General features: G+C 69.8%; 17 protein-coding genes. 6 read left to right on the top strand and 11 right to left on the bottom strand.

The annotated features are described in order from the left end of the window. The first annotated feature begins 134 nt into the window (after nt 1–134). Genes ACY34H_RS23865 through ACY34H_RS23855 form a run of 3 tightly spaced genes read left to right on the top strand, consistent with a single transcriptional unit; the run spans nt 135 to nt 3,792 of the window. Entirely contained in the window at nt 135–626 is a 492-nt protein-coding gene (locus tag ACY34H_RS23865) for a (2Fe-2S)-binding protein (protein WP_464979960.1), read from the top strand. After that, nucleotides 623–1,633 (top strand): FAD binding domain-containing protein, encoded by a 1,011-nt coding sequence (locus ACY34H_RS23860; RefSeq protein ID WP_464979959.1) that lies wholly within the window; start codon nt 623–625, stop codon nt 1,631–1,633. Before ACY34H_RS23865 ends, ACY34H_RS23860 begins: the two co-directional genes overlap by 4 nt. Further along, on the top strand, nt 1,630–3,792 hold the full coding sequence (locus tag ACY34H_RS23855) for a xanthine dehydrogenase family protein molybdopterin-binding subunit (protein ID WP_464979958.1): 2,163 nt from the start codon (nt 1,630–1,632) through the stop codon (nt 3,790–3,792). Before ACY34H_RS23860 ends, ACY34H_RS23855 begins: the two co-directional genes overlap by 4 nt. Nucleotides 3,793–3,926: 134 nt before the next feature. Here ACY34H_RS23855 and ACY34H_RS23850 read toward each other — a convergent pair whose 3' ends face one another. Beyond that, the gene (locus ACY34H_RS23850; RefSeq protein WP_464979957.1) at nt 3,927–5,591 is read right to left on the bottom strand and encodes a catalase; all 1,665 of its coding nucleotides are present in this window, start codon (nt 5,589–5,591) and stop codon (nt 3,927–3,929) included. 296 nt (nt 5,592–5,887) lie between these two features. Between ACY34H_RS23850 and ACY34H_RS23845 the strand changes: the two genes are divergently transcribed. Continuing rightward, nucleotides 5,888–8,074, top strand: a complete 2,187-nt coding sequence (locus ACY34H_RS23845) for an NHL repeat-containing protein (protein ID WP_464979956.1) — start codon at nt 5,888–5,890, stop codon at nt 8,072–8,074. A 142-nt stretch (nt 8,075–8,216) separates the two neighbouring features. Here the strand turns inward: ACY34H_RS23845 and ACY34H_RS23840 are convergent, their stop codons facing one another. Both ACY34H_RS23840 and ACY34H_RS23835 read right to left on the bottom strand, forming a co-directional pair. Further along, a complete protein-coding gene (locus tag ACY34H_RS23840; RefSeq protein WP_464979955.1) occupies nt 8,217–9,176 on the bottom strand; it encodes a diacylglycerol/lipid kinase family protein in 960 nt (319 codons plus the stop codon). Nucleotides 9,177–9,276: 100 nt separating this feature from the next. Next, complete coding sequence (locus tag ACY34H_RS23835; protein ID WP_464979954.1) at nt 9,277–11,121, bottom strand: rhamnogalacturonan lyase; 1,845 nt, start codon at nt 11,119–11,121, stop codon at nt 9,277–9,279. A 381-nt stretch (nt 11,122–11,502) separates the two neighbouring features. Between ACY34H_RS23835 and ACY34H_RS23830 the strand changes: the two genes are divergently transcribed. Beyond that, a complete protein-coding gene (locus tag ACY34H_RS23830; protein ID WP_464979953.1) occupies nt 11,503–12,693 on the top strand; it encodes an acyl-CoA dehydrogenase family protein in 1,191 nt (396 codons plus the stop codon). 9 nt (nt 12,694–12,702) lie between these two features. Then, nucleotides 12,703–13,878 carry an acyl-CoA dehydrogenase family protein gene (locus ACY34H_RS23825; RefSeq protein WP_464979952.1) on the top strand — a complete coding sequence of 392 codons (1,176 nt, stop codon included), beginning with the start codon at nt 12,703–12,705 and terminating at the stop codon, nt 13,876–13,878. Nucleotides 13,879–13,902: 24 nt separating this feature from the next. On the opposite strand, the gene ACY34H_RS23820 is transcribed toward ACY34H_RS23825, so the two are convergent. The 8 genes from ACY34H_RS23820 to ACY34H_RS23785 are packed head-to-tail and all read right to left on the bottom strand — an operon-like array spanning nt 13,903 to nt 20,238. After that, nucleotides 13,903–14,526, bottom strand: a complete 624-nt coding sequence (locus ACY34H_RS23820) for a prepilin-type N-terminal cleavage/methylation domain-containing protein (protein WP_464979951.1) — start codon at nt 14,524–14,526, stop codon at nt 13,903–13,905. Between the two features lie 53 nt (nt 14,527–14,579). Continuing rightward, nucleotides 14,580–15,293 (bottom strand): hypothetical protein, encoded by a 714-nt coding sequence (locus ACY34H_RS23815; RefSeq protein WP_464979950.1) that lies wholly within the window; start codon nt 15,291–15,293, stop codon nt 14,580–14,582. 1 nt (nt 15,294) lies between these two features. Further along, complete coding sequence (locus ACY34H_RS23810; RefSeq protein WP_464979949.1) at nt 15,295–16,056, bottom strand: ABC transporter permease; 762 nt, start codon at nt 16,054–16,056, stop codon at nt 15,295–15,297. 10 nt (nt 16,057–16,066) lie between these two features. Then, on the bottom strand, nt 16,067–16,780 hold the full coding sequence (locus ACY34H_RS23805) for a type II secretion system protein (RefSeq protein ID WP_464979948.1): 714 nt from the start codon (nt 16,778–16,780) through the stop codon (nt 16,067–16,069). 24 nt (nt 16,781–16,804) lie between these two features. Continuing rightward, nucleotides 16,805–17,524, bottom strand: coding sequence for a hypothetical protein (locus ACY34H_RS23800; RefSeq protein ID WP_464979947.1), 720 nt, complete (start codon nt 17,522–17,524; stop codon nt 16,805–16,807). Further along, complete coding sequence (locus tag ACY34H_RS23795; protein WP_464979946.1) at nt 17,514–17,999, bottom strand: hypothetical protein; 486 nt, start codon at nt 17,997–17,999, stop codon at nt 17,514–17,516. Before ACY34H_RS23795 ends, ACY34H_RS23800 begins: the two co-directional genes overlap by 11 nt. After that, nucleotides 17,996–18,676: a hypothetical protein gene (locus ACY34H_RS23790; protein WP_464979945.1), complete on the bottom strand. Its 681-nt coding sequence runs from the start codon at nt 18,674–18,676 to the stop codon at nt 17,996–17,998. The genes ACY34H_RS23795 and ACY34H_RS23790 overlap by 4 nt, the downstream gene beginning before the upstream one ends. After that, nucleotides 18,664–20,238: a hypothetical protein gene (locus tag ACY34H_RS23785; RefSeq protein ID WP_464979944.1), complete on the bottom strand. Its 1,575-nt coding sequence runs from the start codon at nt 20,236–20,238 to the stop codon at nt 18,664–18,666. Before ACY34H_RS23785 ends, ACY34H_RS23790 begins: the two co-directional genes overlap by 13 nt. Nucleotide 20,239: the final 1 nt, after the last annotated feature.

Raw genomic sequence — 20,239 nt, 5'->3', positions numbered from 1 at the left:
ATATTGCCTTAAAAACAGGGTCCGTCCCTATTTTTACAGATGTTGCCGTGGAGGCAATCGTGCGCCGCGTGCCGGCATTTTTGCGTGTAGTCGAGTTTCAGTCGCCCCTCCCAACGGGCGGAAAGGACTCGCTCATGCAAGCAGTGAAACCGGCGCGGCCGACCGGGCCCGCCATCGTCGTCAACGGCGTCGAGCATCATATGAACGTGGACGTGCGCACCACGCTGCTCGATTACCTGCGCGACCACCTCCACCTGACCGGCACCAAGAAGGGCTGCGACCATGGCCAGTGCGGCGCCTGCACCGTGCACCTGAACGGCCGCCGCATCAATGCCTGCCTGGCCCTGGCGCTGGCCCACGAAGGCGACGAAGTGACCACCATCGAAGGGCTCGGCTCGCCCGAACGCCTGCACCCGATGCAGGCCGCTTTCGTCCGGCACGACGGCTACCAGTGCGGCTACTGCACGGCGGGCCAGATCATGTCCGCGGTGGCGCTGCTGGACGAGCCGTGCGATGGCAGCGACGCGGCGATCCGCGAATGCATGAGCGGCAACCTGTGCCGCTGCGGGGCTTACGCGAACATCGTCGCGGCGATCCGCGAGGTGCGCGGGGAGGGCGGCACATGAGGCAGTTCGAATTGCGCCGCGCCGCCAGCGTGGAGGATGCGGTGCTGCTGGGCGCCGCGTCGCCGACCGCGCAGCAAGGCGCCAGCGTGCGCTACCTGGCCGGCGGCACGACCCTGCTGGACCTGATGAAGCTCGATGTCGAGCAGCCCGCCCACGTGGTGCAGATCGCGCACCTGGGGCTGGACCGCATCGAAGCGGCGCCGGATGGCGGCCTGTCGATCGGCGCCACCGTGCGCAACAGCGACCTGGCGCACGACGAGCGCGTGCGGCGCGGCTATCCGGTGCTCTCCGAAGCGCTGCTGTCGGGGGCTTCCGGCCAGTTGCGCAACATGGCGACGACGGCCGGCAACCTGCTGCAGCGCACCCGCTGCGTGTACTTCCGCGATCCGCACATGGCGTGCAACAAGCGCGCGCCGGGCAGCGGCTGCGACGCGATGGACGGCTACCACCGCAACCTGGCGCTGCTCGGCACCAGCGAGCATTGCATCGCCACCAATCCTTCCGACATGAACGTGGCGCTGGTGGTGCTCGATGCACGCATCCACGTGACCGGCCTGCATGGCGGGCGCGAGATCCCGATCGCCAATTTCCACCTGCTGCCGCGCGATACGCCCCACATCGAAACGCCGCTCGCGGCCGGCGACCTGGTCACGCATGTGACGCTGCCGCCGCTGCCGCCGGGTACCCGCTCGGGCTACCTGAAACTGCGTGACCGTGCTTCCTACGAATTCGCGCTGGCCTCGTGCGCCGTCGTGCTGCGGATCGCCGGCGGGATCGTGGAGCAGGTCAGGATCGGACTGGGCGGCGTTGCCACGCGGCCCTGGCGCGCGGTGCAGGCCGAGCACCTGCTGGCCGGCCAGCCGCTGACGATCGCCAATGTCGAAGCCGCCGCGGCCACCGCCTTGCAGGATGCCCGACCGAGGCCCGGCAATGCCTTCAAGGCCGAGCTGGCGCGGCGCTGCATCGTGCAGGCCATCAGGAACGTGGCCGGGGAGGAGCTGCAATGAGGGAAGAGATCATCGGCGCGGCATTGCCGCGCGTCGAGGGCCCGCTGAAAGTCAGCGGCCACGCGCGCTACACGGCGGACCATCATTACCCGGACATGCTGGTGGCGGTGCCGGTCTGCGCCACCATCGCCGTGGGCACGGTGCGCCATATCGACTGCGGCGCGGCGCGGGGGATGCCCGGCGTGCGGGCCATCCTGACCCACAGGTTCATCGGCCATATCGCCCGCCTGCCCGAAAAGAGCCGGCTGCAGATCGACGAGACCGTGCCGCCGATGCAGGATGACGAGGTGCGCTACTACGGCCAGTTCGTGGCGCTGGTGCTGGCCGATACCTTCGAGCAGGCGCGCGACGGCGCCCGCGCGGTCCGGGTCGACTACGCCGCCGAAGCGCCGGACGTGCGCATGGACATGGCGCCGGACGATGAACCCGACGTGGCCACCGAGCGCGGCGATCCGGACGGCGCCTTCGCCAGCGCCGCGGCGCGGATCGACGAAACATACTGCACGCCGGTCGAGACGCACAACCCGATGGAGCTGCATGCCACCGTGGCGCGCTGGGAGGGCGACCGGCTGACGGTGCATGAAACCACGCAGGCCGTCGTCAACCACCGCGGCGTGCTGGCGGCCATGCTGCAGGTACCGGAAGAACACGTACGCGTCATCACCTCGTACCTGGGCGGCGGTTTCGGCGGCAAGCTGTGGCCGTGGACCCATTCCCTTCTGGCGGCGCAGGCGGCCCGGGTCGCCGGGCGCCCGGTCAAGCTGGTCGTCACGCGGCAGATGATGTTCCGTAACGTTGGCCATCGCACCAATACGCAGCAGCGTATCCGGCTGGGAGCCGATGCGGACGGGCGGCTGGTCTCGCTGCGCCACGATTTCATCTATCACGATTCGCGCGCCGGGGTGTCCGAGGAATCGTGCGGCGAAGCCACCGGCTATCTCTACGCCGCGCCGAACCTGCGCGTGACGGGGGCGGCGTGCCGGCGCGATCTCGGCGTCAATACGGCGATGCGCGGGCCGGGCGTGGTGCCGGGCATGTATGCGCTGGAATCGGCGATGAACGAACTGGCCGACCGCCTGGCGATGGACCCGCTGGCGCTGCGCCTGCGGAACGACACGCCACGCGACGAATCGAAGAACGTGCCGTTTTCCTCGCGCCACCTGAAGGAATGCCTGGAGCTGGGCGCGCAGCGCTTCGGCTGGTCGCGCCGCGATCCTGCCATCGGTGCGATGCGCGACGGCGATGCGATCCTGGGCTGGGGCATGGCCAGCGCCACCTGGCCCGGCATGCGCACCAGGGCGCAGGTGTCGCTCAGCCTGCACGACGACGGCACCGTACGGGTGCGCTCGGCCACGCAGGATATCGGCACCGGCACCTATACCGTGCTGGCCCAGATGGCGGCGCATGAGACGGGCGTCGACGTGGCGCAAGTAAAAGTGGAGATCGGCGATACCGACCTGCCGCCCGGGCCGACCTCCGGGGGCTCGATGGCCACCGCCTCGCTGGTGCCGGCGGTCGTCATGGCGGCGCGGCACGCGATCCGGCAACTGCTCGACGTGGCCGGCCGGCTGCACGACGGCGGCGAGCCGGCTTTCGAGGACGGGCGGGTGATGCCGGGCGGGCTCGCATTCGGCGATGTGCTGCGGCGGGCCGGTGTCGAACGAGTCGAAGGGCAGGGCATATCGAAGGGAAGTTCGTCCGACCCGCACGCGAAGGATGTGTCGATTCGCTCGTTCGGCGCCCATTTCGTCGAGGTGGCCTGGCAGCCTTCGATGGCGCGTCTGGCCGTGCGGCGCATTGTATCCGTGATCGACGGCGGCAGGATCGTTAACGCCATCACCGCGCGCAACCAGATCGAAGGAGCGGTGCAGATGGGCGTGGGCATGGCGCTGCTCGAGGAAACGCATTACGACCCACGCTACGGCGCACCCGTCAACTGCAACCTGGCGGATTACCTGATGGTCACGCATGCCGACGCGCCGGCCGTCGACGTGACCTTCCTCGATCATCCGGACGTGGCGCTGAACGACTACGGCGCCCGCGGCGTGGGCGAAATCGGGCTGGTGGGCGTGGCGCCGGCGATCACCGCCGCCGTGTACCACGCCACCGGCAAGCGCATCCGCTCGCTGCCGGTGAAGATCGAGGATTTGCTGGGGTAGGCATCGCGGAGCGGGGGCATGAACCGGTGACGAGAGCCCCTGACGAGAACCGGTGACAGGCACCAGTTTTTCTGCAATGGGTGTTGCAGATTAATAGGTGCCTGTCACCGGTTTTGAGGTGCCGCCCGGTACCGTTATTTCGCCGGCGCGGGTTCCCGCATGCCTTCCCCGGGCTCGCCATCCTCGGGTTCGCCATCCTCGGGCTTGCCATCCGTATAGGTCGGTACCGCCCGGTGCTGGTTGGGCGCCGGCTTGCCCGGCAGCGGGGCGAGGGCGCGGGCCTGTTCCAGGTCGATGCCGGCGGCTTCGGCCACGCGGCGGCCGTAGTCCTCGTCGCAATGCCAGAAGTGCCACACCATGCGCTGCGCGATCTGTTCCGGGCACTGGCGCAGGTCGTCGCCCAGGTTCTTCACCAGCTCGTCGCGTTCCCAGTCCTCGAAGGTGCGCCAGCGCTCGCCCGCCTGGCGATAGTCGTCCAGCGTGCGGCTGGTCTGGTAGCGGCCGAGGTGGCCCTCGACCCACTGGCGGTATTCTTTTGCCGGGCGCGGCGCTTCCTGCAGGCCGCCCATGCTGCTCGGCTCGTAATTGATGTGCCTGTCGAGCTTTTCCTTGCCGCCGTCGTCGACGTAGTACGCCATCTGCCCGTCGCGCTGGTTGGTGCGGGCCCGGGCGCTGTCCTGTGGCGCATTGACCGGCAGCTGCAGGTAGTTCGGGCCGACCCGGTAGCGCTGCGTATCCGAATAGGAGAGGGTGCGGCCCTGCAGCATCTTGTCGTCGGAGAAATCGATGCCGTCCACCAGCACGCCGGTGCCGAAGGCCGACTGCTCGGTTTCGGCAAAGACATTGTCCGGGTTCCGGTCCAGCACCATGCGGCCCACCGGCAGCAGCGGGAACTGGTCTTCCGGCCAGCGCTTGGTATCGTCGAGCGGGTCGAAGTCGAGTTCCGGGTGGTCGTCGTCGCTCATCAGCTGCACGCAGAATTCCCATTCGGGGAAGTCGCCGCGTTCGATCGCCTCGTACAGGTCTTTGGTGGCATGGCCCGTGTCGTGCGCCTGGATCTCGGCGGCCTGCGCGGCGGTGAGGTTGCGCACGCCCTGTTTCGGCACCCAGTGGAATTTCACCAGGTGGGCCACGCCCTCGTCGTTGACCAGCTTGTAGGTGTTGACGCCCGAACCTTCCATTTCCCGGTAGTTGGCGGGGATCCCCCACGGGCTCTTCACCCACGTGACCATGTGCAGCGCTTCCGGCGAGTTCGACACGAAATCGTAGAAGCGCCATGGTTCCTGCCGGTTGGTGACCGGGTCGGGCTTGAAGGCATGGATCATGTCCGGGAACTTGATGGCGTCGCGGATGAAGAAGATCTTCAGGTTGTTGCCGACCAGGTCCCAGTTGCCGTCGACGGTCTTCAGCTTGACGGCGAAGCCGCGCGGGTCGCGCGCCGTTTCCGGCGAATCCTTGCCGCCGATCACCGTTGAAAAACGCATGAACACGGGCGTGCGCACGCCGGTCTCGTTCAGCACGCGGGCGCGGGTGTACCGGCTGGCCGGCTCGTTGCCGATCTTGCCGTAGGCTTCGAAGTAGCCGTGCGCACCGGTGCCGCGCGCATGCACCACGCGTTCAGGGATCCGCTCGCGGTCGAAGTGGGTGATCTTTTCGATGAACTGGTAATTCTCCAGCGTGGCCGGGCCGCGTTCGCCGACCGAACGCATGGCCTGGTTGTCGCGCACCGGATGGCCCTGGCGCGTGGTGAGGACGGGACGCTCGCCGCCGGCTCCCCCTGAAGTTGGCTTGCTGCTCATGGCTTTCCTTTCAGTGTGAATGATTGCTTGCGGGCGGACACATTCTAGTCGGCGTCCGGGCGCCCCGGCGCGCGGTATTGGCCGATGTGGTCTGCGGCGATATCGAACCGGGCCTTGTCATCGCCCGTGCGGAGCCCGCTGCAGGCGTGATGTCCCCGGTTTTGCCGGCGAGCGCCGGACGTTCGCCGGCAGATCGGGGCAGTTCGCCCCCGTGGCGAAGCGCTTGGCCCCACGGCGGTGTGCGCACGCCGGTGTTCCTGCTAAGCTTGCGTTTCCTGCAATGAAGAACCGCACCCGTGAATCGAAAACTCATCGCTGGCACACTGTCCGGCGCCATCCTGCTGGCCGGTGCCGGCGCCCTGTATCACACCCTCCGCCCGGCAACGGGCCCCGTTGAAAAGCCGGCCGCGGCGCCCGCGGTGCTGACACCCGCCCAGGCCCGCACCGAACGCTTCTGGAGCGCGCGCGTGACGACACTGGGCGGTACCGGGATGGCCGGTTTCGCCGATGGCGCCGCGGCCCGCAGCGCGTTCAGCGACCCGTTCGGCGTCGCGGCGGGCCCGCGCGGCACGGTCTACGTGGCCGACGGCGGCGACAGCAACCGTATCCGCACGATCGCCCCGGACGGCACGGTGGCCACGCTGGCCGGCGGCCGCGAAGGCTACGCCGACGGCAAGGGCGCAGCGGCCATGTTCCACACGCCCTCCGCGGTGGCGCTCGATCACCTGGGCAGCCTGGTCGTGGCCGATACCGGCAACCATGCGATCCGCCGCGTCGCCGCGGACGGCACCGTGACGACGCTGGCCGGCAACGGCCAGCCGGGTTTCGCGGACGGCAAGGGACAGGCTGCGCGCTTCAACGGTCCGGTGGGTATCGCCGTGGACGATGCCGGCAACGTGTTCGTGGCCGACACCTACAACGACCGCATCCGCCGCATCGCGCCGGACGGCACGGTCACCACGGTGGCCGGTGCAGGCCGGCCGGGTGCGCAGGATGGCCCGGCGGCATCGGCGCTGTTCGACACGCCGAGCGGTATCGCGGCCGCAGGCGACGGCACGCTGTTCGTTGCCGACACGGGCAACCATGCGGTGCGGCGCATCGATGCCGCCGGCATGGTGACGACGGTGGCGGCGCCGGCGCAAGGCGAGCGCCGCTCGCCGCTGCGGCGGCCCGTGGGCATCGCCGCCACCCGCGACGGCTATCTGTATGTCACCGCGGGTTCCGGCCGCGTGCTGCAGGTGACGCCGCAGGGCGAATTGCAGGCGCTGGCCGACTTCGACCGGCCGGCCGAGCCGGGTTACGGCAGCGACGGTACCGTGCAGTTGTCCAGTCCGCGCGGGGTTGCCGTGGCGCGCAACGGCGATGTCATCGTGGCCGAAGGGCTGGCCTTCACGGTCGTGCGCCTGGCGCCGGCCGTGGAGGGCGAAGCCGCGCCGGCGGGCCGCGTGCGCGCGCCGGCGCCGCGCCGCGACCGGTCGATGCCATGGCCGGTGCTGCCGCAGGATACGCCGCACGAGGTGGTCGGCGTGATGGGTGAAGTGCGCGGCAATTTCGAAGGCGACAGCCGCGACCACTTCCACATGGGGCTCGACGTGCGGGCCGACGTGGGCGCGCAGGTGGTGGCCGTGGCAGCCGCCAAGGTAACCGACCCTTACCCCAACTGGGGCTATGCCACGCTCAGCGAAGGCATGAGCGTGGGCACGCTGTCGTACATCCACATGAAGGTGGGCCGCGACCGGCGTGACAAGGCGCTCGACGGGCGCTTCACGCTGCTGCCCGACCGGCGCGGCAAGCCGGAACGGGTGCGCGTACGGCGCGGCACGCGCTTCGCGGTGGGCGACACGCTCGGCACCATCAACGGCATGGCGCACGTGCACCTCGATTACTTCCCCACCGGCGGCGTGGAAAACCCGCTGACGCTGCCGTTCGCCGGCCTGCGCGACACCGTGCCGCCGCGCATCCAGGGCATCGTACTGCTGGCCGACGGCGGCAAGCGGCTCGGCGCGCCGCGCGTGAAGCGGGACCGCAAGGCCAAGGCGCCGCCGCCGCCGAAACGGGTCACGGTGCCGCGCGCGGTCGGCGAGGTGGACATCGTCGTCGATGCGTGGGACCAGATGGACGGCAACCTGGAACGGCGCCGCCTCGGGCTGTACAAGCTGGGCTACCAGCTGCTGCGGGAGGACGGTATGCCGGCGCCCGGCTGGGAACAGCCGCGCATCACCCAGGTGTACGACCGGCTGCCGCGCAACCAGGATGCCGTGAAAGTGGTGTACGCCGCCAGCAGCGGCATCACGGTGTACGGCAGCAAGTCGACGCACTTCGCCTATGCGCTGAACAACACCCTGTCCGACGGGCAGGTGAGCCCGGGCTCGTGGGACGTCTCCGCCATCGCGCCCGGCAACTACACGCTGCGCATCTACGCCGCCGATTACGCCGGCAACGTGGCAACCGAAGGCCGCGACCTGCCGATCACGGTCGAATAAGCAAAAACTGGGGACGGACCCTGTTTTTCAGGAAATTTCCGAGAAACCGGGGTCTGACCCTGTTTTTCAGGAAATTTCCCAGAAAACAGGGTCCGTCCCTATTTGTTTGCCGGTTTGTTCGCCTGGTGCGCTGTCTTCAGTATCAGGGTTGTGTTTCCGGGCGCGATGCCGGTGGCACCAGCAGCCGCAGCCTGCCGTCCAGCGCTTCGAAGTGCAGCGGCGTGGACAGGGTCAGCACTTCGCCGTCGACGGCGGCCTTGATGCGCCGGCGGCCGTAGAACGGCGTGCGCACCGTCATGCGGCGGAAGCCGAAGGTGACGACGTCGCCGGTATCGCCGAGCCGGCCCAGCACGCCGTTCAGGAGGATGCCCAGCATGCCGAGCTTGCCGGCGGGCTTGGGCGCCACGGCGGCCAGTTCGCCATCGGCCACGTCCGGCGCCTGCTCGGTCAGCCCGACCTGTTCCATCTGCAGGCGGTTGTTGCCCACGAACAGGGTATGGGTGCGCAGCTGCAGCGTGCGGTCTTCCGCTTCCAGCGTCAGGCGCAGGCGGCGGTGCGGCAGGAAGATCGTCTTCAGGGCGGAGAAGAAGGCCACGACGCGGCTGCGACCATAGTGGCGCTTGTCCTGCTCGCGCTCTTCGAGCAGCTTCGGGTACAGCCCGATGCTGGCGTTGACGAGGAAGATGCGGCCGTTGACGGAACCGATCTGCACCGGCCGGATCCTGGCTGCCAGCAGCCCCTGCACGGCTTCGGTCAGGTCTTCGGAGATGCCGTGCGTGCGGCCGAAGTAATTGAAGGTGCCCTGCGGCAGCGCACCGAAGGGGCAGCCGTGTTCGACGGCCTGGCGCGCCACGGCGTTGATGGTGCCGTCGCCGCCCGCCGCCACTAGGATGCCGCCGTTGGCGCAGGCCTGGCCGGCATGGGCAATGGCGGCTTCGTCGAGCTTGCCGCCGTCCTCGACCAGGTGCAGGAAGAAACGCCGGCCCGCCGCCGTCAGCACCTCCTCGATGGCGGCGCGGCGCTCTTCCTTTTCGGAGGCGCCGGAACCGGCGTTGAGGACGATGTACAGCGGGGCATCGGCGGGAAGCTTGGTATCGGTCATGGTGACCAACTGTAACACCGGGCGGGCCGTCACGCGCGCACGAACGGCTGAGCGTGGCGGCCTTGCATCAGGCTGGGACAGTACCCGGCCGGCGTTGCGATTACTCGGCCACCCGCACCGTGCCCGATGCCGGCGGCACGGCGCCTTCGCCGATGTAGAAGCTGGTGTGCGGCGGCTGGTTGTAGCCGGCGTTCTGGGTCGCCACCTGCACCCGGTACTGCGCGTCGTGCATCAGCGTGGGAATGCGATGCGTGGTCGGGATCGTCGTGGAGAACACCAGCAGTTCGGTGTTGTCCGCCGTACGCCACACGACTTCCTCGCGCCAGTCGCCCAGGATGTCCGCCGACAGCACCGGCGTCGACTTGGTGCCGTTGTTCGACGCCGCGTTGTAGGTCGCGCCGTTGAGCAGGCTTTCAAAGGCGAAGGTGGCCGGGTTCCACTTGTCGATGGTGACGCCGTCCAGTGCTTCGCGCAGCAGGTCGCCGTCCCACCAGCTGGCGAAGTTCATCTTGCCCGGCCGGTTGGTCGAGATCTGCTGGCCGCTCACGTTGAACAGGCCGCCGCGCGATGCCCAGCACTCGGCGCCCGGATAGGCCGGATCGATGTCGAAGCACACGCCGCGGCCCACGTCGACCGTGGCCGGGGCGCCCCACAGCAGCGCGCCGGTGGCGGCGTCATGGAAGCTCGCGCCATTGCCCTTGTAGCAGGACGGGCTCTCGTGGACCATGTAGATCTGCTGGCCGGGGCGGGCCGGATCGAACTTGCCCACGTGCAGCGCGTCGCCGTGGCACAGGCCGGTGCTGTACATCAGGTGGCCGTCGCTGCCGATTGTGGCGGCGCCGTAGATGATGTCGTCCTTGCCGTCCTCGTCGACGTCGGCCACCGAGAACGAGTGCGCGCCCTGGCCGCGCGCTTCGGCGCCTTCGTTGTTGGTATCGAATACCCAGCGGCTGGTCAGCTGGCCGTCGCGGTAATCCCAGGCGGCGATCACGGCGCGCGTGTAGTAGCCGCGCGAGAAGACCGCGCTGGGGCGCGTGCCGTCGAGGTAGGCCACGCCGCCCAGGAAGCGGTCGACGCGGTTGCCGTAGTTGTCGCCCCACGAGCTGACAGTACCGCGCGCCGGCAGGTAGTCGGTGGTGGCCAGCGCCTTGCCGGTGCGGCCGTCGAAGACGGTCAGGAATTCCGGGCCGGACAGCACATAGCCGGCGCCGTTGCGGTAGTCGGCGGCGGGGTCGCCGATCACGGTGCCGCGGCCGTCGACGGTGCCGTCGGCCGTCTTCACCATGACCTCGGCCTTGCCGTTGCCGTCCAGGTCATACACGACCATCGTCGTGTAGTGGGCGCCGGCGCGGATGTTGCGGCCCAGGTCGATGCGCCACAGGCGCTTGCCGTCGAGCCGGTAGGCGTCGATGTAGGTGTTGCCCGTATGGCCGCTCTGCGAATTGTCCTTGGCATTGGTGGGCTGCCACTTGACGACCAGCTCGTAGCTGCCGTCGCCATCCAGGTCGGCCGTGGAGCCGTCGTTCATTTCATAGGTGTATGCCACGCCATCCGTGGTCACGCCGCCTTCGGGCTGCTGCAGCGGAATGCGCAGCACCGGCTCGCTCCACGTGGCCAGCGCGTACTCTTCCTGGCCTTTCTTTTCCTTGCCCTTGACGACCGGCCGGATCAGGTAGCGCGCGCCGCTGGTGCCCGCCGTGTCGGTGAAATTGCTCACCTCCAGCGGTTCGGCATTGAGCTTGACCTTGTCGCGGTAGATGTTGAAGCGGGTCTCGGGATCGTCGGTGCCGAGCACGCGCCAGCTGACGAAGACATTGCTGCCGGTGCCGGTGCCGATGGCAACGGCGCCGCGGTCGAGTTTCTCAAGCTTCCTGCCCTGCTCGGCGAATGCCGGCTGGATCAGCGCGAGCGTCACCAGTGCGATCGGTGCGAAGGTACGTTTCATTGGTTCCCCATTGTTATGGTTGGCGAAAGAGCGGTGGTGGAACGCGCCATGCGGATGGTCGAGTATCCGTGGCGGGGTGCTGTGCATCGCCGGCGCGTCTCCTCGCGCCGAGGCCGTGGGTGCTGCCGTGGCCGGCCGTCACGCCGCATGCGCCGGATAGGCGCAGGGTTTGCCGGCGACTCACGGCGGTTGCGCCGTGCTGCCGCCATTGCAACCTTGGGTGGGAATCGAGTATCGGCAGGGCGCGGATGGGTGTCAATCCGGCGCGCCGAAGCTCTCACGAAGATGAGCGGCGCGCGCCGGCAGCCCGCGTGTATGATGGAACGACCGTGCTATTCACGCGATGGCCGGCATGTCGAGCAGCCGAACCGAGGAGACCGCATGAACCTGGACTATTCCCCCGATGACGAGGCGTTCCGGCGGCAGGTGCGCGCCTTCCTGGACGCGAACCTGCCGCCGGACCTGCAGCGCAAGGTCTGCGATCACCTGCGGCTCGGCAAGGACGATTACGTGCGCTGGCACAGGATCGTGGCGGCGCAGGGCTGGGCCGCGCCGGGCTGGCCGGTCGAGCATGGCGGCACCGGCTGGAATGCCGTGCAGCGCCACATCTGGGAGGAGGAGTGCGCGCTGGCCGGCGCCCCGCCCATCCTGCCGTTCGGCGTCAACATGGTGGCGCCCGTCATCATGGCGTTCGGCAGCGACGCCCAGAAGGCCCATTACCTGCCGCGCATCCTGCACTGCGACGACTGGTGGTGCCAGGGCTATTCGGAGCCGGGCGCCGGCTCCGACCTGGCCGCGCTGAAGACGACCGCCACCCGCGACGGCGACCATTACGTGGTCAACGGCCAGAAGACGTGGACCACGCTGGCCCAGCATGCCGACATGATGTTCTGCCTGGTGCGCACCGACCCGGCGGCGCGCAAGCAGGACGGCATCTCGTTCCTGCTGGTCGACATGAAAAGCCCCGGCATCACGGTGCGGCCGATCGTCATGCTCGACGAAGAGCACGAAGTCAACGAAGTCTTCTTCGACGCCGTGCGCGTGCCCGTGCAGAACCTGGTCGGCACGGAGAACCAGGGCTGGACCTATGCGAAGTTCCTGCTTGGCCACGAACGTACCGGCATCGCCGCGGTGGGCCGCAGCAAGCGCGAGCTGCGCTTCGTGAAGGCGCTGGCGATGCGGCAGGAGCATGGCGGCCGGCCGCTGCTCGACGATCCGCTGTTCGCCGCCAGGGTGGCGCAGGTGGAGATCGAGCTGATGGCGCTGGAGGTCACGGTACTGCGCACCATCGCGCGGCAAGACCGCGCCCCGGGCCCCGAGGCTTCACTGCTGAAGATCAAGGGCACCGAGGTGCAGCAGATGCTGACCGAACTGATGGTCGAGGCGCTGGGCCCGGCCGCGCTGCCGTTCGACCCGGACGGCCTGGCAGGCCGGCCTGGCCCCGCGGCCGGGGACGACATCCATATCGCGCCGCTGGCCGCGTACTATTTCAACTACCGCAAGACGTCGATCTACGGCGGCTCGAACGAAATCCAGAAGAACATCATCGCCCGGATGATCCTGGGCCTGTGAGGAGGCGGCATGGACTTTGAACCGAAGGAAGAACAGCGGCAGCTTGCCGATGCGCTGCGCCGCTGGATCGAGCGCGATTACACGTTCGCGGCGCGCAGGGAAATCGTCCGGTCGCCGGGCGGCATGTCGCCGGCCGCGTGGCAGGTGCTGGTGGAACTGGGCCTGACGGCGCTGCCGGTGCCGGAAGCGCACGGCGGCTTCGGGGGCACCGCGGCGGACATGTTCTTCGTCATGCAGGAACTGGGCCGTGGCCTCGTCGTCGAACCTTATTTCCCCACGGTGCTGGGTGCCCGCCTGCTGCAACTGGCGGGCGGGCAGGGCGCGCTGCTGGAGCGGGTGGCCGCCGGGCAGGCGAAGCTGGCGTGCGCGCTGGGCGAGGCGCAGTCGCGCCATGACCTGGCCGACATCGCCACGACGGTGTCCGGGCCGGTGGATGCGCTCGCGGTGTCCGGCGTGAAGACGGTGGTCGACGGTGGCGGGCAGGCCGACGCGTTCATCGTCTCGGCGCGCCGCGATGGCGGGCGGCGCGACCGCGCCGGCATCGCGCTGCTGCTGGTCGAAGCCGATACCTCCGGCCTGGTCATCCGCGACGGCCGCACGATCGACGGCCGGCGCACCGCCAGCGTGACGTTCGACCATGCCCCCGCCACGCTGCTGGGCGACCCGGGCCCGGAGGGCAAGCCAGGCAAGGAGGGCGATGGCTGGCCGATGCTGGAGGCGGCAGCCGACTGGGGCGCGGCGCTGCTGTGCGCGGAGGCGGTGGGCGCGATGGACGCGCTGTTCGCGGCCACGCTCGATTACACCAGGACGCGCCGCCAGTTCGGTGCGCCGATCGGCAGCTTCCAGGCCCTGCAGCACCGGATGGCGGACATGTTCGTCCACCTCGAGCAGGCCCGCTCGCTGGCGATGCTGGCCGCCGCCAGGGCGGAATCGGGCGATGCCGAAGAGCGGCGCCGCGCCGTTTCCGCCGCCAAGGCGCGGGTCGGCCAGGCGGCCCGGTTCGTCGGGCAGGAGGCGGTGCAGCTGCATGGCGGCATGGGCGTCACCGACGAACTGCCGGCCGCGCACTGGTTCAAGCGGCTGGCGGCCATCGGCCTGACGCTGGGCGATACGGATCACCACATGCGCCGCTTCGTGGAACAGCCGGGGTTCCGGATGGAACCGCGGCCCGGCGCCACTGCCTGACGGCGCGCGCAGGCAACGCCGCGGTCAGAAGAACACCGCGGTCCGGGTCACGATCGTGCCGTTGTTGGTGTAGGGCCCGGTGGCGCGCACGGCGCCCGTGTCGGGCTTGCCGTCGTCGAGCTTTGCGTCGATCTGTTCGGCGAAGCTGTCGGGCAGGTTGTCGAAGCGGATGCCGTTGCCGCCGCGCCCGGCCACCACGTCGTTGTACACATACACGGCGCCGCCGTGCGCGCTCGTCATGAAATCGGTGCTGCCGTTGAACGAGCCGGTGATGAAACCGCCCAGCGCCAGGTGCTGCGGCGCCAGCTGGTATTCGGCGATCTGGCCGTCGCCGTTGCCGTTGCCGCTGGTGCCCGGCACGTGCGCGGTGGCCTGGGCATCGTCACCGGGCAGCGCGCGGAACTTGTCCTGGTAGGCATTGACGGCCGCCTGCAGCGATGTCGACTGCTGGATCACGTTCTTGACCTTGGCATTGTCGATCAGGCTCTGGCCCTTCAGCACACCGCCCAGCAGCAGGCCGATGATGACGAGCACGATGGCGATCTCCACCAGCGTGAAACCTTGAATACGGGGGCATACCCGCAGGGGGCGTACGCGCAGAGGGCGTGCCCGCTGGGGGCGTACCCGCAGCGTTGGAGAGGCTTGCAAGATTGTTACTCCTTGATGCTTTGCGTGGTTCACATCTTACAGGCCCGGCGGCATTAGCGCACCTGCCCGTGTCTGCGGTGCGACGCTGCGCGCTCCAGTTCGCGCAGCCGGCCTTCCAGGAAAGCGATTTCATTCGGATCGGTGACCGTGCCGCCGGCCAGCAGCGCACCGGCGACAGCGCGCGCGCTGTCGAGTTCGTTCATGTCGCTCAGGATGAACAGTTCGAGCTGGCGGGCCCACGCCGGCGCCGACGGCGCGCGCAGCCGGATCGCCTGCGCATAGCGGCGCGCCAGCGCCATGTCGTGCAGGCGGTGGCGGGCCACCAGCACCGCCTGCGCCATCGCCGGCCAGCGGCGCGCCGGATCGGCGGCGAATGCCCGCTCGACGACATCGAGCATGATGCGGACCCGCGCCGGGTCGGCCACCGCGCCATAGACCTGGGCGGCCGCCACCAGCGGCTGCTGGCTGCGCGGGTCGAGCGCCAGCGCCGTCTCGAGCCAGCCGGCCAGGCGGCCGTAGTCGAGTTCGCGCAGCGGAACGCCGGTGTCGAGCGCGTGCAGGTACAGCATGACCAGGCGCGCCGCCGCGGGGCCGTCGCCCAGGCTGGCCAGCCGCAGCGCCGCGACGGCAGGCGGCGCGGGTGGTGGCTGGGGCATGGCGATCGCGGCTGGCGGCAATCGTGCAGGCCCGAGCGCATGCAGGACACATTGGGCGGCCAGCGCGGCCAGCAGCAGCGCATTGATACCGGCGGGCGCGCGGCGGCGCATCTCAGAACTCCTTGCGGTACAGGTCGAACAGCGCGGCGCCGGCCAGCAGTGCCACGTAGATGGCGCTCTGCACGGCCACGAAGCCCAGGTCGGCCACCGTGCCGGTGCCGTACAGCAGCCATTCGCTGCGGGCAAACGCGTCGAGCCGGGGCAGCACGAACGCCAGCGCGTCGGTGCCGGCGCCGATGACGCGCTGGCCGGCATCGGCCGCCGCGCCGTGGCCGGCCAGCTGCAGCGCCGTCACGCTGCGCGCCAGCAGGTAGAAGCCGGCGGTGGCGCACAGCGACGGCAGCGCGTGCTGCAGGGTCAGCGTGCAGAACACGGCGAAGGCGGCAACGATCCATAGTTCGCCCAGTAGCGCGGCGGCCCACAGCGCGGCCTGCGCCGGCGCTGCCGCGGTGGCGACGAGAATGCCGGCCACGGCCGCCGGCAGCAGCGCCAGCAGCCCGCAGCCCGCCAGCCGGCCGAGCAGCCAGGCGGCGCGCGGATAAGGCAGGGCGAGCAGCATCTCGACCTGCTTGTCGGCGTATTCGCGCACGATGGCCGTGACCGCGAAGATGGCGACGATACCGGCACCGGCGAGACGCAGCAGCGCGGCCAGCAGGACGGTATTGGTGGCGCGGCCCTCGGCCGGCAGGGCGGCCTGCAGGAAGCCGGCCAGGCCGACGGCGCCCAGCGCCAGCGCGGCGAGCAGCCACAGCAGCCGGCTGCGCAGCGCTTCCTTCAGCGTGCCGGCGGCGATCGTCCGGACCGCGGCCATCATGGGCTGGCGCTCATGGCAGCCGGCCTGCCGCGATCAGGCGGTTGAACAGCACGTTCGGCGAGACCCACACGACCAGGTCGTCGTAGGCGCCGCCCGGCAAGGCCGCGTTGTCGCTGGCGCCGCGGGCGATGAAGGCGGTGCCGGCCGGGTTGATGTTGGCCTTCTCGTCGACATTGCCGGTGCCGGCGTCGAGCGCACGCACGCCCAGGTCGGAGAAGCCGCCGTAGCCGTTCTTGCCGGTGGACAGGATCACGGCCGGGATGTCGTTCGGTGCGGTGGCCGCCACCAGGTTGCCGGCGGCATCGCGCGTGGCGACCGTGATGTCGCGCGGCGTCGCCAGCCGGAAGCGCTGCGCGCTGTCGGCGAATTCGGGCGTCACGCTGTACATGAAGATGTGGCCCCAGCTGTCGAGCTTTGGCATGCCCAGCGTGGCCCAGGGCAGGAAGCCGGTGCGGCGCTCGCCGGCGCAGCGTTCGCCGTCGCGGGCTTCCAGGCCGTTCGCGGCGGAGACGGCGGGGCAGGGCAGGTAGCCGTTCAGCGCTGCGAAGCCGATCAATGCTTCGCGTGCCTCTTCCATCGCACGCTGGGTATCGGTCGCGCGGCGCTGCTCGAGCTGGGTGGACAGGGGCGTGATCAGCCCGCCGATCAGCAGGCCGACGACCACCAGCACGATGGCGATCTCGACCAGCGTAAAGCCCCGTTGGGGATGGGCAGGAGTTCTCATGTGGTTAACGTTGGCAAGAGGGGATCAGGGCAGCGTGCGCGCGGCGGCCATCCGGGCGTACAGGGTGTCCAGGGTGACGGTGACCAGCAGGTCGTCGAACGGACCGCCGGGAATGGCCGGGTCCGCCGATGCGGCACGCCGGAAGAAATCGGTGCTGGCAAGGTCGTTGGCGACTTCGTCGAGGTTGGTGCGCGCGGCGTTGGCCTGCGGCAACCCGTCCACGCTGGTGCCGAGGTTGTTGCGGCCGTGCGAAAAGACCACGGCCGGCAGGCATTGCGCATAGATCAGGCACTCGCGCTGGCCATGCTCGTAGCGCAGATTGCCGGCCCCATCGCGGGTCAGCACGCGCTTGGTGGCGATGGCGGACAGGCGCAGCAGCGGCCGCGCCGTGAACTCCGGCGTAACGCTGTAGCGCAGCCGCTTGCCCCAGCTGTCGGCCCCATCGACACCCAGCGTCACCCATGGCAGGAAGCCGCTGCATTGCGCCTCGTCGGCGCAGGGCTCGCTTTGCTCGCGCCCGTCCGTGGCCGAGACGGCCGGCCGCGGCAGGCGGCCATGCGTGCTGGCGAAGCCCACCAGCGCATCGGCTGCCCGGGCCAGCACGGCCAGCGTGCGGCGTTCCCGCACACGCTCCACGTCGCTGCGGCCGAATGCGGAAATCAGCAGCGTGGCGAAGCCGACGCTGGCCACCGCCAGCAGCATCAGCAGGGCGGCGCCGCCCTGGCGGCGCGGATCAGCGCGCATCCCGGACCGTGCCGTCGCCTGGATCGATGGACTGGCCGGGCTTTGCCAGCACGCGCCCACCCGGGGTATCGACGGGGATCGCGCTGCCGGGGCGGTAGCGGCGCAGCACGGTCTCGCGCGCTTCGTTGTCGATCCAGACGGTGGCGCGCCCGTCGCTGCGGCGCACCACGCCGGTGAAGCGTATCGGCGCGGGCGGCGGCGGCGGCGGCGCGGTTGCCGCCGGCGGCGGCGCCGGCGCCGGCTCGACCGGGGTGGCGACGGCCGGTGCGCTGGCGCGGTCGCGATCGATGCGCAGGCGCTCGTCGGGCGCCGTGAACAGCCGGCCCAGCGCCGGTTCGGTGTACTGCGCCGCGGCTGGCGCCATGGCGGTGGCGGCCAGCGCGCCGAATACCAGCGCAGGCTGCAGGCGACCCGGCCAGGCCGGCAGCAAGGCCGGCAGCCAGGCCGGCAGCAAGTGAGCGCGGCGCGGCTTCATCGCGGGCTCCCGGTGCGGCGCGCGCCGGGCGTCAGCGTCAGCCAGTTCAGCGTGCAGTCGGATGTCAGGTCTGCCGCCGGGCCCGTCGCGCCGGCGCCAGCGGCGGCGCCCGCGGTGCGCCGGATCGCGCATTGCTGCACCGTGAAGACCCCATGCTGGCGCAGGTCGGTCAGGAAGCCGAGCAGGTCCATTTCGTGCAGCAGGTCCATGTGCAGCGTCATGCGGCTGCCGCGCAACTGGTAATCGCCGGTCGACAGGCGGCCCTCGATCTTGTAGGGCTGCTGCGGTTCGATCTCGTAGGTCAATGGCAGCAGCCGGCGCCGTTCCTGGATCTGGCGGATCGCGTCGACCCAGTCCAGGCGGCTTTCGGCGCCGACGAAGTGGCGGCGCTGCAGCTCGATGAAGAGCGGCTGGTAGGCGCGGATCTCCATTTTTTCCGATTCGGCATACAGGAAGCGCTTGCGCGCCGCTTCGCGCTGCGCCTGTGCCTGCCGTTCGTCGGCGCGCGCCTGGTCGAGTTGCAGGTAGCTGGCCAGCACGCACGTGAAGCTGATGCCCGCCGTGACGAGGAAGGTGGTGACGGCGGGGCGCACCAGCGCGAAGTCGCGCACCCAGTAGGGCAGCGGCAGGCGCAGGCCGGCAGGGCGGCCGGCCGCGCGGGGAGTCAGGGCGTCCATGTCATGTCCAGGGTGAATTTGTTCTGTTCCTGGCCGGCGGCCGGTGCGCCGACGGTGCCGGACAGCTTCTGGGTCGGCCGGATATCGAACGGCAGCTGCACGATTTCGACCGTCATGCTGGGCATGCCCGCCAGCCGCTGCGCGAATGCGTTCATCTCGCCGAGCACCTTGCGGTAGTCGTCGCCCGCCGTCAACACCTCAGCCTGCAGGCGCAGCGTCTGGGAAGGCGATTTCGGAATGCCCAGCGCGAGCGACGACGTGGGTGCGGCCAGCGCCGGCGCGCCGGCCGTGGCGCCGGGCGCGGGCCCGCTGGGCGCGCCCGGTACGTTGGCGTGCCAGTCGAGCTGCACGACGCGGATCTGCGGCGACTGTTCGAGCGCGCCGCTGATCATGCGCATCATCGCCACCGGCCACGGTCCCTGCCGGGCCACGGTGCGGTCGATCGACACCGCGGCGCGCATATTGGCCGTCTTGTCCGCCGCCGGCGGCATGCTGGACATGCTGCGGTCGTAGTTGGCGCGGTAGTGCGCGGTTTCGGACCGCAGCGCTTCGGCACTGCCGTGCGCCAGCGTGTAGCTGGCCAGGTTCAGGACCGACCAGACCACGCCGGCGGTGGCCAGCACCGCGCTCGACGCGTACAGCGACAGGCGGGCCTGCAGCAGGCGGTAGTAATTGCCGGCGGCGCCGGTCGGATAGTGGCTGGCCGGCGTATTGCGCGCCAGCATTGCAAGCAGGGTCGGCTCGGCCACGTGCGCCGCCGTCGCCGCCGCGGCGCTGCCGACGTGGAGTGCCGCGGCGGCCGTCTCGAGCGGCACGATCTGGTAGATCGTTTCCGCCGTGTCCGTGCATTCCGCCGCCAGGTGTTCGACCTGGTCCGCCGCGGCCAGCACCAGCACGTGCAGCACGTCGCCACGCGCCAGCAGGTGTACGCTGCCCAGGAACTGCTGCGTGCGGGCGGTCTGCATGGCCACGGCGCGGATCGGCGCCTCTTCCGGGGTGGCCTGCACCAGCCGCGAGAACTTCACGTTGCCGCGCAGGAAGTAAGTCTGGCGCAATCCGGCCGTATTCCAGCTCACCAGCAGCACGTGGCGATGGCGCAGCGCCAGGCGCTGCAGCACGTCGCGGCCCAGCATCGCGCACGAGTAGATGCCGGCCAGCGGCGTCTGCATCAACTCCATCGCGTCCACCCACGGCGTCAGCAGCAGCGGGTTGGTCAGCGCCGTGAACAGCAGCTCGTCGTCGCGCCGGCCCTCTTCGCTGCGCCCCTGCACGAGCGTGGCGCGATAGGGCGTCTCGCGGTAATGCTGCACCAGGCGGCGTTCGCGCAGCTTGCGCCCGGCGCGGCCGCGCACGTGGGGCAGCAGCAGCCGCGTGTAGTCTTCCTCGATCAGGTCGGTGAGGAGGTAGCCCGGCCGGTTGCCGTGCCGGTCCAGGTAGGCCAGGAAATCGTTCAGGCCCGCGCGGGTGGCCGGGAAAATGTGCGGCCCGAACAGCGTGTTGCGATGCCACTGCCACGCGTGCAGCTGGTCGCTGGTGAGGTAGAAGAGCTGTTTCGCCAACATG

It is taken from the genome of Pseudoduganella sp. jia 9, from assembly GCF_055502615.1.
This window is presented reverse-complemented; position numbering and strand designations above follow the sequence as displayed.